The organism is Aquincola tertiaricarbonis, assembly GCF_023573145.1.
GTDB lineage: Bacteria > Pseudomonadota > Gammaproteobacteria > Burkholderiales > Burkholderiaceae_C > Aquincola > Aquincola tertiaricarbonis_B.
The window spans coordinates 2160330-2172319 of the sequence record NZ_CP097636.1 but is presented as its reverse complement, the minus strand read 5'-3'; the positions used below and the strand labels follow the sequence as shown (position 1 = coordinate 2172319).

The following is an 11990-nucleotide window of genomic DNA, read 5'->3' as shown; positions in this document are numbered from 1 at the left end:
CCGAGTCGCTGCTTACCGAAACGGCCGCCTGCGGCCCCAACGCATTGCCGAAATGTCTGAACGACTGAGTGCCGTCAAGGGCATGAACGACCTGCTGCCGCCCGACTCCGCCCGCTGGGAGTGGGTGGAGTCCACGCTGCGCAGCCTGATGCACCGCTACGGCTACCAGAACGTGCGCACGCCCATCGTCGAGCCCACCGCGCTGTTCGTGCGGGGGCTGGGCGAGGTGACCGACATCGTCGAGAAGGAGATGTACTCCTTCGAAGACCGCCTCAACGGCGACCAGCTGACGCTGCGGCCCGAGGGCACCGCCGGCGTGGTGCGGGCGATGAACGAGCACAGCTTCCTGCGTGAAGGCGGCCGGCGCCTCTTCTACATCGGCCCGATGTTCCGCCACGAGCGGCCGCAGAAGGGCCGCTACCGCCAGTTCCATCAGGCGGGTGTGGAAGTGCTGGGCTTTCCCGGCCCCGACGTCGATGCCGAGATCATCCTGCTGCTGCGCGCGCTGTGGCGCGAGCTGGGGTTGGTGGAAGGCCGCGACCTGTCGCTGGAGATCAACAGCCTGGGCCAGCCCGACGAGCGCCGCGCCCACCGCGAGGCGCTGATCCGCCACCTGGAGGCGCATGCCGACGTGCTGGACGAAGATGCGAAGCGCCGCCTGCACAGCAACCCGCTGCGGGTGCTGGACACCAAGAACCCGGCGATGCAGCCGGTGGTGGAGGCCGCGCCCCAGCTGATCGACTTCCTGGGTGAGGCTTCGCTGGCGCACTTCAACGGCGTCAAGGCGGTGCTGGATGCGGCAGGCCTGGCCTACCGCGTCAACCCGCGCCTGGTGCGCGGCATGGACTACTACAACCTCACCGTGTTCGAGTGGGTGACCGACAAGCTGGGCGCCCAGGGCACGGTGTGCGGCGGCGGCCGCTACGACGGGCTGATCGAGCAGCTGGGCGGCAAGCCTTCGCCGGGCGTGGGCTGGGGCCTGGGCCTGGAACGGCTGATGCTGCTGCTGGAAGCCGCGCAGGCGCCGGTGCCGGCCGCGGCGCCCGATGCCTATGCGGTGGTGCCCTCGGCCGCCAGCCTGCCGCGCGTGATGCCGGTGCTGGAGGCGCTGCGCGCTGCCGGCGTGGCGGTGGTCATGCATGCCGGCAACACCGAAGGGCAGGGCAGCATGAAGTCGCAGTTCAAGCGGGCCGATGCCAGCGGCGCGCGCTACGCGCTGATCTTCGGCGACGACGAGCTGGCGCGTGGCGAGGTGGCCGTCAAGCCGCTGCGCGATGCGCAGGCCGCGCAGTCGTTGCAGCCGCTGGCCGACGTGGCCGCCTGGGCCGCGCAACTGCGCAACGCATAATCCCGCCTCCTCCGCCCACGGGCGGCTAGAAGAAGACAAGCATGGCAACCCAACTCGACCTGCAAGAGCAGGAACAGCTCGACGAGCTGAAGGCGTTCTGGAACAAGTACGGCAACCTGATCACCTGGGTGCTGGTGCTGGCCCTGGGCGCCTACGCCGCCTGGACCGGCTGGAACTACTGGCAGCGCAACCAGGGCACCAAGGCCGCGGCGATGTTCGATGCGCTGGACAGCGCCGCCCGCTCGGGCGATGCCGCCCGCGTGACGCAGGTGTTCGGCGACTTGAAGAGCAACTACCCGCGCACCGCCTACGCCGGCCAGGGCGGCCTGCTGGCCGCGCAGGCCCAGTACGGCAAAGGCCAGGCCGATGAAGCCGCCGCCACGCTGGGCTGGGTGGCCGACAACGCCAGCGAAGACGAGTACCGCACCGTGGCCAGGCTGCGGTTGGCCGGCATCCTGCTGGACAAGAAGCAGTACGACGACGCGCTGCGCCAGCTGGACGGCGCCAAGGCCGCCGGCTTCGAGGCGCTGGTGGCCGACCGCCGCGGCGACGTGCTGATGGCGCAAGGCAAGAAGGACGAGGCCAAGGCCGCCTACCAGACCGCCTGGAAGGACATGGACAGCAAGCTCGAGTACCGCCAGCTGGTGGAAGCCAAGCTCACCGCCCTGGGCGCCGCGCCCGCGGCCAGCGAGGTGGCCAAGTGATGGACAAGCGTTCTTCCCTGCTGCGTTTCGGCGCCCTGGCCCTGGTGGCGGCGCTCGCCGCCGGTTGCTCCTCCACCGACAAGCCCAAGCCCACCGCGCTGGAAAGCTACACGCCGCAGATCGCCGGCCGCCAGGTGTGGAGCGTGCGGCTGGACAAGCTGGACTTCCCGCTGGTGCCCACGGTGCGTGAGGGTGAGATCACCCTGGCCTCGGGCAACGGCACCGTGGTGGCCCTGCAGGCCGACACCGGCGCCGAGCTGTGGCGCGGCAATGTCGGCGCGCCCATCGTGGCCGGCGTCGGCACCGATGGCCGCATGGCCGCCGTCGTCACCCGCGACAACGAACTGGTGGTGCTGGAGCGCGGCGCGCCCAAGTGGCGCACCCGGCTCAATGCCCGCGTGGCCACGCCGCCGCTGGTGGCCGGCGAGCGCGTGTTCGTGATGGGCGTGGACCGCATCGTCAACGCCTTCGACGCGCTGGACGGCAAGCCGCTGTGGCGCTTCCAGCGCCCGGGTGATGCGCTGACGCTGTCGCAGGCCAGCGTGCTGTCCGCCTTCAAGGACACGCTGCTGGTGGGGCAGGGCCCGCGCCTGGTGGGCCTCGATCCGCTGCGCGGCAGCACCCGCTGGGACGTGGCCGTGGCCACGCCGCGCGGCACCAACGAGGTGGAGCGCCTGGCCGACGTCATCGGCCCGCCGGTGCGCCTGGGCGACACCGTCTGCATGCGCGCCTTCCAGTCGGCCGCCGGCTGCGTGAACGCCGAGCGCGGCACGCTGCAGTGGAGCAAGAACGTGGGCGGCGTGCAGGCCGTGGGCGGCGACGACGAACTGGTCGTCGGTGCCGACGCCAGCGACCGCATCACCGCCTGGCGCTCGGCCAACGGCGACGTGGCCTGGACCAGCGAGCGGCTGCTGTACCGCCAGCTCAGCGGCGCGCTGGTCGTGGGCCGCACCGTGATCTTCGGCGATGCCGAAGGCCAGGTGCACTTCCTCGACCGCGCCAACGGCAACACCCTGCTGCGCCTGCCCACCGACGGCTCGGCCGTGGTGGGCGCGCCGGTGCGGTGGGGCAATACCGTGATCGTGACCACCCGCAATGGCGGCGTGTTCGCGTTCCGCCCGGAATGACAGCGAACAGGCAGCACACATGAAACCGGTCGTGGCCCTGGTGGGCCGCCCCAATGTCGGCAAGAGCACGCTCTTCAACCGCATCACCAAGAGCCGCGACGCCATCGTCGCGGACTTTGCCGGCCTGACGCGCGACCGCCACTACGGCGACGCGCGGCTGGGCAGCCGCGAGTTCATCGTCATCGACACCGGCGGCTTCGAGCCCGACAAGCCCACCGGCGTGGTGGCCGAGATGGCCAAGCAGACCAAGCAGGCGGTGGCCGAGGCCGATGCCGTCATCTTCGTGCTGGACATCCGCTCGGGCCTGTCGGGCCAGGACGCGGACATCGCCCGCTACCTGCGCGCGGCCAACAAGCGCGTGTTCATCGCGGTGAACAAGGCCGAAGGCATGGCCGAATCGCCGATGCTGGCCGAGTTCTTCGAGCTGGGCATGGGCGAGCCGCACCCGATCAGCGCTGCGCACGGGCAGGGCATCCGCAGCCTGGTGGAGGCGGTGCTCGAGAGCTTCACCTGGCCCGAGGACGAGGACGAAGACGCCGACGGCGAAGACCGCCCGATCCGCCTGGCCGTGGCCGGCCGCCCCAATGTGGGCAAGAGCACGCTGATCAACACCTGGCTGGGCGAAGAGCGGCTGATCGCCTTCGACATGCCGGGCACCACGCGCGACGCCATCCACGTGCCCTTCGAGCGCAACGGCAAGCGCTTCGAGCTGATCGACACCGCCGGCCTGCGCCGCAAGGGCAAGGTGTTCGAGGCGATCGAGAAGTTCTCGGTGGTCAAGACGCTGCAGGCCATCGACCATGCCAACGTGGTGGTGCTGCTGCTGGACGCCACCCAGGGCGTGAGCGAGCAGGACGCGCACATCGCCGGCTACATCCTGGACGCCGGCCGAGCGGTGGTGCTGGCCGTCAACAAGTGGGATGCGGTCGACAGCTACCAGCGCGAGATGCTGGAGCGCTCGATCGCCAGCCGCCTGGCCTTCCTGAAGTTCGCGCCCATCGTCAACATCTCGGCGCTCAAGCGTCAGGGCCTGGGCCCGCTGTGGAAGACCATCGGCGACGCCCATGCCTCGGCCACCGTCAAGATGACCACGCCGGTGCTCACCCGGCTGGTGCACGAGGCGGTGGAGCACCAGGCGCCCAAGCGCGCCGGCCATTTCCGGCCCAAGCTGCGATATGCCCACCAGGGTGGCATGAATCCCCCGGTGGTGGTCGTCCACGGAAATTCGCTGGAACACGTCACCGACGCCTACAAACGCTTCCTGGAAGGTCGCATCCGCGATCATTTCAAGCTCACTGGCACGCCTTTGCGGATAGAAATGAAATCGTCGCGGAACCCTTTCGACGACAAGGCCTCCTAAGGGCATCTGCGGCGGGAAAGGTTGTCCCGCCGCCAGCCTGCCACTAGGGGCAACCCTGTGCTAACGTGGCAGGCATCTGAAACAGACACGGAGAATGTCGTGAGTAATAAAGGGCAATTGCTACAAGACCCATTTCTGAACCTGCTGCGCAAGGAACATGTTCCGGTGTCGATCTATCTGGTCAATGGCATCAAGCTGCAGGGCCATATCGAATCCTTCGACCAGTACGTCGTCCTGCTGCGCAACACCGTGACCCAGATGGTCTACAAGCACGCCATTTCCACGGTGGTTCCGGGTCGCGCGGTCAATTTCCACGCGCAAGAACCCGGTGACGCGGCCTGACGGCCGAGCTGGCACCTCCTGCCTTGAGTTCTGACGTCCTCCCGTCCGGCACGCCGGCGACCGACGGCGCCCGGGCGGTGCTCGTTGGCGTCGACCTGGGCCCGTCGTCTTCCTTCGACCCTACGCTGGACGAACTCGCCCTGCTGGCGGAGTCGGCGGGCGACGTGGCCGTGGCCCGCCTGACCGCGCGGCGCAAGGCGCCGGACGCGGCGCTGTTCGTCGGCAGCGGCAAGGCCGACGAGATCAAGGCCCTGGTGCTGCAACACCGCGCCACCGGCGTGATCTTCGACCAGGCCCTCAGCCCCGCGCAGCAGCGCAACCTGGAGCGCCACATCGGCGTGCAGGTGGCCGACCGCACCGCGCTCATCCTCGAGATCTTCGCCCAGCGGGCGCAGAGCCACGAGGGCAAGCTGCAGGTCGAGCTGGCCCGGCTGCAGTACGTGGCCACCCGCCTGGTGCGGCGCTGGAGCCACCTGGAGCGCCAGCAAGGTGGCATCGGCACCCGCGGCGGCCCGGGCGAAGCGCAGATCGAACTCGACCGCCGGATGATCGGCGAGCGCATCAAGACGGTGAAGCAGCGGCTCGAGAAGGTGCAGCGCCAGCGCGGCACGCAACGCCGCGCGCGCGACAAGAGCGGCACCTTCCGCGTCTCGCTGGTCGGCTACACCAACGCCGGCAAGTCGACGCTGTTCAATGCGCTGGTCAAGGCGCGTACCTACGCGGCCGATCAGCTGTTCGCCACGCTGGACACCACCACCCGGCAGCTGTACCTGCAGCAGCTGGGCGGCACGGTGTCGCTGTCCGACACCGTGGGCTTCATCCGCGACCTGCCGCACAAGCTGGTGGAAGCCTTCCGCGCCACGCTGCAGGAGGCGGCCGAGGCCGACCTGCTGCTGCATGTGGTGGATGCCTCCAGCCCGCTGCTGGCCGAGCAGATGGACGAGGTGGACCGCGTGCTGGCCGAGATCGGCGCTGAACGTATTCCGCAGATCCTGGTCTACAACAAGCTCGACCGGCTGGACGATGCCAGCCGGCCGCGCGTGCTGGTGGATGCGGTGGAACGTGCGCCGGGCCTGCGGGTGCCGCGCATCTTCCTCAGCGCCATCGAAGGCACGGGCCTGGATGCGCTGCGCGACGCCATCGCCGCTGCGGCCGCCGGCACGGACGACGCCTGGGCCGCTCCGGCAGCCCTGGCGCACGACACCGATCTTCAAGACGACTCCGACGAGCCCCCCTCACCGGAAGCCGACGAGGCTCCCGCCACCCGATCCATGCAAGCATGAACATGCGCCATTCGTTCCCCGAGCGTTCCAGCCTGTCGGCCGTGGCCCAGGCCAGCCGTGCGCTCCTGGCCGGCCTGGTTCGATCCGCCTGGCCGCGGCGACGCGGCCCCGGCAGTGACACGCTGGTGCTCAACAACGGCCGCAACGACGGCCCGCCCGACCTCGACGAACTCTGGCGCGACTTCAACCGCAAGCTCAGCGGCCTGCTGGGCGGCAAGCCCGCCGGCGGCGGCAACAACGGTGGCAACCGCGGCCCGGGTGGCGACGGCGGTGGTCCGCAGTTCCGCCCCGACATGAAGAGCGCCGGCATCGGCGTCGGCCTGATCGGCGTGGTGGTGGTGCTGGTGTGGCTGGCCAGCGGCTTCTTCATCGTGCAGGAAGGCCACCAGGCGGTGGTCACCTCGTTCGGCCGCTATGCCTACACCGCGGAAGCCGGCTTCCAGTGGCGCTTCCCGTACCCGTTCCAGGCGCATGAGACGGTGCCCGTCACCCAGCTGCGCTCGGTGGAAGTGGGCCGCAACAGCGTGGTGCAGGCCACCGGCCTGCGCGACTCGTCGATGCTCACCGAAGACGAGAACATCGTCGACATCCGCTTCACGGTGCAGTACCGCCTGAAGGACGCGCGCGAATTCCTGTTCGAGAACCGCAACCCCGACGAAGCGGTGGTGCAGGCCGCCGAATCCGCCGTGCGCGAGATCGTCGGCCGCAGCCGCATCGACCAGGTGCTGTACGAGCAGCGCGACGCCATCGCGACGGATCTGGCCAAGTCGGTGCAGGTCCAGCTCGACCGGCTGAAAGCCGGCATCATCGTGGCCAACGTCAACGTGCAGAACGTGCAGGTGCCCGAGCAGGTGCAGGCCGCGTTCAACGACGCGGTGAAGGCCGGTGCCGACCGCGACCGCTTCAAGAACGAAGGCCAGGCCTACGCCAGCGACGTGATTCCGAAGGCGCAAGGTACGGCCGCGCGCCTGCGCGAAGAAGCCGAAGGCTACAAGGCCCGCGTCACCGCGCAGGGCGAAGGTGATGCGCAGCGCTTCCGCTCGGTGCTGGCCGAGTACCAGAAGGCGCCGGCCGTCACCCGCGACCGCCTGTACCTCGAGACCATGCAGCAGGTTTACAGCAACGTCACCAAGGTGATGGTGGACAGCCGCAACGGCTCCAACCTGCTGTACCTGCCGTTGGACAAGCTGCTGCAGCAGACCGGCACCGCCACGCCGGCCTCGTCGGCCCCCGCCACCGGCGTGGCCACGCCCAGCACGCCGATGGACGGCGTGCCGAGCGGCCCTTCGACCGTGGATTCGCGCTCGCGCGAGAACCAGCGCGGCCGTGACCGTGAAGTCCGCTGAGCGCAGGAGAGAACAAGAATGAACCGTATCGGAGCCATCGTCGCCGGCGCGCTGATCCTGCTGATGCTCGCCAGCTCCACGCTCTTCATCGTCGACCAGCGCCAGGTGGCGGTGGTGTATGCGCTGGGTGAGATCAAGGAAGTCATCACCGAGCCCGGCCTGAAGTTCAAGCTGCCGCCGCCGTTCCAGAACGTCGTGTTCCTGGACAAGCGCGTGCAGACGCTGGACAGCCCTGAAACCCGCCCCATCTTCACCGCCGAGAAAAAGAGCGTGGTGATCGACTGGCTGGTCAAGTGGCGCATCGTCGAGCCGCGCCAGTTCATCCGCAACAGCGGCGTCGACATCCGCAACCTGGAAAGCCGGCTGGCGCCGGTGGTCCAGGCCGCCTTCAACGAGGTGGTGACGCGGCGCACCGTGCGCGGCGTGCTGGCCACCGAGCGTGAGCAGGTGATGCAGGCCGTGCGTGAGCGCCTGGCCGACGAGAGCAAGGCCTTCGGCATCGAGATCGTCGACGTGCGAGTCAAGCGCGTGGACTTCGTGGCCGACATCACCGACGCCGTCTACCGCCGCATGGAGTCCGAGCGCAAGCAGGTGGCCAACGAACTGCGTTCGCAGGGCGCCGCCGACGGCGAGAAGATCCGCGCCGACGCCGACCGCCAGCGCGAGGTGATCATCGCCGAGGCCTACCGCGACGCGCAGAAGATCAAGGGTGAGGGCGATGCCCAGGCCTCGGCGCTGTACGCCGACGCCTTCGGCCGCGACCCGCAGTTCGCCCAGTTCTACCGCAGCCTCGAGGCCTACCGCGCCAGCTTCCGCAACAAGAGCGACGTGATGGTGGTGGACCCCAACAGCGAGTTCTTCAAGACCATGCGTAACGGCGGCGGCGCCGCCCCGGCCGGCGGCCGCTGAGCCGGCAGCCCGCCTGCTGGCGATGAACGACCTGATGCTGGGCGCACCGGCGCTGCTGCCGGTGTGCCCGGCTTTGCCGGTCAACCCCGGCTGAGCCATCGCGCACGGTGGCCACGTCGCCGTGGCCCCGTACAATCAGGTTTTTAATACCGGTGCATTTTTGATGTCGTCTGCGTGGCTGCTGCCCGAGCACATTGCCGATGTCCTGCCTTCGCAGGCCCGGCGCATTGAGGAACTGCGGCGCGCCCTGCTGGACATGGCGCGCGGCTATGGCTTCGAGCTGGTGATTCCACCGCTGCTCGAACACCTGGAGTCGCTGCTGTCGGGCACCGGGCGTGAGCTCAATCTCAAGACCTTCAAGCTGGTCGACCAACTGAGCGGCCGCACGCTCGGCCTGCGGGCCGACACCACGCCGCAGGTGGCGCGCATCGACGCTCACCTGCTCAACCGCAACGGCGTCACCCGCCTGGCCTATTGCGGCCCGGTGCTGCACACCCGGCCCGAGCGCCTGCATGCCACGCGTGAGCCGCTGCAGTTCGGTGCCGAGATCTACGGCCATGCCGGCCTGGAAGCCGAGCTGGAAGTCATCGAGCTGGCGCTCGACGGCCTGCGCGCCGCCGGCATCGAGGCGCCGGTGCTGGACCTGGGCGACGCCCGGGTGCTGCGCGGCCTGCTGGACGGCGTGGCCTTGCCGGCCGACCGCCTGATCGACCTGACCGCTGCGCTGGCCCACAAGGACGGTGAGGCGTTGTCGGCCGTGACGGCCGGGCTGCCGCCGGCCGCGCGCCAGGGCTTCGCCACCTTGATGCGCCTGTACGGCGGTGCCGACGTGCTGGCCGCCGCGCGCAGCCAACTGCCGGCGCACCGGCTCATCACCGCGGCGCTGGACGACCTGGCATGGCTGGCCAGCCATGTGCAGCGCACCCATCCTCAGGTGCGGGTGGGCTTCGACCTGGCCGACATGAGCGGCTATGCCTACTACAGCGGCGTGCGCTTCGCGCTGTACGGCGCCGGTGCCAGCGATTCGCTGGTGCGGGGCGGCCGCTACGACGAAGTGGGCGCGGTCTTCGGCCGCAACCGGCCGGCGGCCGGCTTCAGCCTCGATCTGAAGGCGCTGGTGGAGCTGGCCGCGCCGCAGGGCCCGCGTGCAGCCATCCGTGCGCCCTGGGGCGAAGACCGCGCGCTGCGCGAAGCGGTGCGCGGCCTGCGTGCGCAGGGCGAGACGGTGGTGTGCGTGCTGCCCGGCCATGAGCACGAGGCCCAGGAATTCGATTGCGACCGCGAGCTGACGCTGGTCGACGGACGCTGGGCGCTGCGGGCGCTCTGAACTCTTTCCACGAACCTTTCGGACATCATGCAACAGCAGAGCAACTCGGCCCCGCGTGCGGCGCGGGGCAAGAACGTCGTTGTCGTCGGCACCCAGTGGGGCGACGAAGGCAAGGGCAAGGTGGTGGATTGGCTGACCGACCATGCCCAGGCGGTGGTGCGCTTCCAGGGCGGTCACAACGCCGGCCACACGCTGGTCATCAAGGGCGTGAAGACGGCGCTGCAACTCATCCCCAGCGGCATCATGCGCGACGGCGTGCAGTGCTTCATCGGCAACGGCGTGGTGGTCGATCCCACCCACCTGCTGTCCGAGATCGAGCGGCTCGAGAAGATCGGCCTGGACGTGCGTTCGCGCCTCTTCGTCAGTGAGTCGTGCCCGCTGATCCTGCCCTTCCACGTGGAAGTGGACAAGGCGCGCGAGGCGCTGCGCGAGACCAGCGGCGCCGGCAAGATCGGTACCACCGGCAAGGGCATCGGCCCGGCGTACGAAGACAAGGTGGCCCGCCGTGCGCTGCGCGTGCAGGACCTGAAGCACCCCGAGCGCTTCGCCAAGAAGCTCAAGGAACTGCTGGAGCTGCACAACTTTGCGTTGGGTGGTTACCTGAAGAGCACGCCGCTGGAATTCCAGCCCATCTTCGACCATGCGATGAAGGTGGCCGAGCAGCTCAAGCCGATGATGGCGGACGTGGGCTACCGCCTGTACACGGCCAACCGCGAAGGCGCCAACATCCTGTTCGAAGGCGCGCAGGGCACGCTGCTGGACATCGATCACGGCACCTACCCCTACGTCACTTCCAGCAACTGCGTGGCCGGCAATGCGGCCGCCGGCTCTGGCGTAGGCCCGGACCAGCTGCACTACATTCTGGGCATCACCAAGGCCTACACCACGCGCGTGGGCTCGGGCCCGTTCCCGACCGAGCTGCCGATGGACGAGGAGGGCACCGTGGGCCACCACCTGTCCACCGTGGGCCAGGAGCGCGGCACCGTCACCGGCCGGCCGCGCCGCTGCGGCTGGCTGGATGCGGCACTGCTCAAGCGCTCGATCATCATCAACGGCATCTCGGGCCTGTGCATCACCAAGCTCGACGTGCTGGACGGCCTGAAGGAAATCAACGTCTGCGTGGGCTATGAGCTTAACGGCCGGCGCGTCGACATCCTGCCGCTGGACGCCGACGAGATCCTGGCCTGCAAGCCGATCTACGAGACCTTCCCGGGCTGGACCGAGAGCACCTTCGGCGTCACCCAGTGGGATGCGCTGCCGGTCAACGCCCGCGCCTACCTCGAGCGTGTGCAGGGCTTCATCGGCGCACCCATCGACATGGTGTCCACCGGCCCCGACCGCGAGCACACCATCCTCCTTCGCCACCCGTACCAAGCCTGACCGACAAGGAGCCTTCGATGCTGACCGACGACGGCAAACACCTCTACGTCTCCTGGGACGAGTACCACATGCTGACCGAGCGCCTGGCGCTCAAGGTCTACAACTCGGGCTGGGAGTTCGACCAGATCCTGTGCCTGGCCCGTGGCGGCATGCGCCCGGGCGACGTGCTGTCGCGGGTGTTCGACAAGCCGCTGGCCATCATGTCCACCAGCTCGTACCGGGCCGAGGCCGGCACCATCCAGGGCCGCCTGGACATGGCCAAGTACATCACCATGCCCAAGGGCGAACTGGCCGGCCGCGTGCTGCTGGTCGACGACCTGGCCGACTCGGGTGTCACGCTCAAGGCGGTGGTGGAGCGGCTGCGCGGCATGCCGTCCATCCAGGAGCTGCGCTCGGCAGTGATCTGGACCAAGGGCGTGTCCACCTACACCCCCGACTACTACGTCGAACTGCTGACCACCAGCCCGTGGATCCATCAGCCGTTCGAAGAGTACGACGGCCTGCGCCCCGAGGGCCTGGCCCGGAAGTTCGCGGTTTGATCGACCGCACCGCGGTGCCGCTGCCATTGGTTGATGCCATCAAGGACCGGGTGTCCTTGCATGGCGCGGCTGTGGCCGGTGCGGGCCCGATCGGTGCAGGCCTCCACTCGCAAACCTTTACGCGCAAACAAAAAGGGCCGATGCTGTGTGCATCGGCCCTTCGTTTTATCTATCACTCTGGTGCCCAGGAGAGGACTCGAACCTCCACGGAGTTACCCGCTAGTACCTGAAACTAGTGCGTCTACCAATTCCGCCACCTGGGCATTTCAGGGAAGCCAAGAGTCTATCATCAAAAATTCAAACAATGCAAGCGCCCCCAGCCTCG

11 protein-coding genes and 1 tRNA gene are annotated in these 11990 nt (G+C 68.7%); 11 read left to right on the top strand and 1 reads right to left on the bottom strand.

Going from position 1 to position 11990, the window contains the following annotated elements:
- Positions 1-52: 52 nt before the first annotated feature.
- From hisS to MW290_RS24235, 11 genes are all read left to right on the top strand, one after another.
- Positions 53-1348, top strand: a complete 1296-nt coding sequence (gene hisS, locus MW290_RS24285; protein WP_250196920.1) for a histidine--tRNA ligase — start codon at positions 53-55, stop codon at positions 1346-1348.
- A gap of 41 nt (positions 1349-1389) precedes the next feature.
- Entirely contained in the window at positions 1390-2052 is a 663-nt protein-coding gene (locus MW290_RS24280) for a YfgM family protein (RefSeq protein ID WP_250196919.1), read from the top strand.
- Positions 2052-3179, top strand: a complete 1128-nt coding sequence (bamB, locus tag MW290_RS24275) for an outer membrane protein assembly factor BamB (RefSeq protein WP_250196918.1) — start codon at positions 2052-2054, stop codon at positions 3177-3179. Before MW290_RS24280 ends, bamB begins: the two co-directional genes overlap by 1 nt.
- A gap of 19 nt (positions 3180-3198) precedes the next feature.
- Positions 3199-4539: a ribosome biogenesis GTPase Der gene (gene der / locus MW290_RS24270; RefSeq protein ID WP_250196917.1), complete on the top strand. Its 1341-nt coding sequence runs from the start codon at positions 3199-3201 to the stop codon at positions 4537-4539.
- 99 nt (positions 4540-4638) lie between these two features.
- Positions 4639-4881, top strand: coding sequence for an RNA chaperone Hfq (gene hfq / locus MW290_RS24265; protein ID WP_250196916.1), 243 nt, complete (start codon positions 4639-4641; stop codon positions 4879-4881).
- 23 nt (positions 4882-4904) lie between these two features.
- Complete coding sequence (gene hflX, locus MW290_RS24260; protein ID WP_250196915.1) at positions 4905-6164, top strand: GTPase HflX; 1260 nt, start codon at positions 4905-4907, stop codon at positions 6162-6164.
- Entirely contained in the window at positions 6161-7510 is a 1350-nt protein-coding gene (gene hflK, locus MW290_RS24255) for an FtsH protease activity modulator HflK (protein ID WP_250196914.1), read from the top strand. Before hflX ends, hflK begins: the two co-directional genes overlap by 4 nt.
- Before the next feature lie 18 nt (positions 7511-7528).
- Entirely contained in the window at positions 7529-8419 is an 891-nt protein-coding gene (hflC, locus tag MW290_RS24250; RefSeq protein ID WP_250196913.1) for a protease modulator HflC, read from the top strand.
- Positions 8420-8582: 163 nt separating this feature from the next.
- On the top strand, positions 8583-9746 hold the full coding sequence (locus MW290_RS24245) for an ATP phosphoribosyltransferase regulatory subunit (protein ID WP_250196912.1): 1164 nt from the start codon (positions 8583-8585) through the stop codon (positions 9744-9746).
- Between the two features lie 27 nt (positions 9747-9773).
- Positions 9774-11126 carry an adenylosuccinate synthase gene (locus MW290_RS24240; RefSeq protein ID WP_250196911.1) on the top strand — a complete coding sequence of 451 codons (1353 nt, stop codon included), beginning with the start codon at positions 9774-9776 and terminating at the stop codon, positions 11124-11126.
- A 17-nt stretch (positions 11127-11143) separates the two neighbouring features.
- Complete coding sequence (locus MW290_RS24235) at positions 11144-11665, top strand: phosphoribosyltransferase (protein WP_250196910.1); 522 nt, start codon at positions 11144-11146, stop codon at positions 11663-11665.
- Between the two features lie 178 nt (positions 11666-11843).
- On the opposite strand, the gene MW290_RS24230 is transcribed toward MW290_RS24235, so the two are convergent.
- Positions 11844-11928 (bottom strand) — tRNA-Leu (locus MW290_RS24230).
- Between the last annotated feature and the right edge of the window lie 62 nt (positions 11929-11990).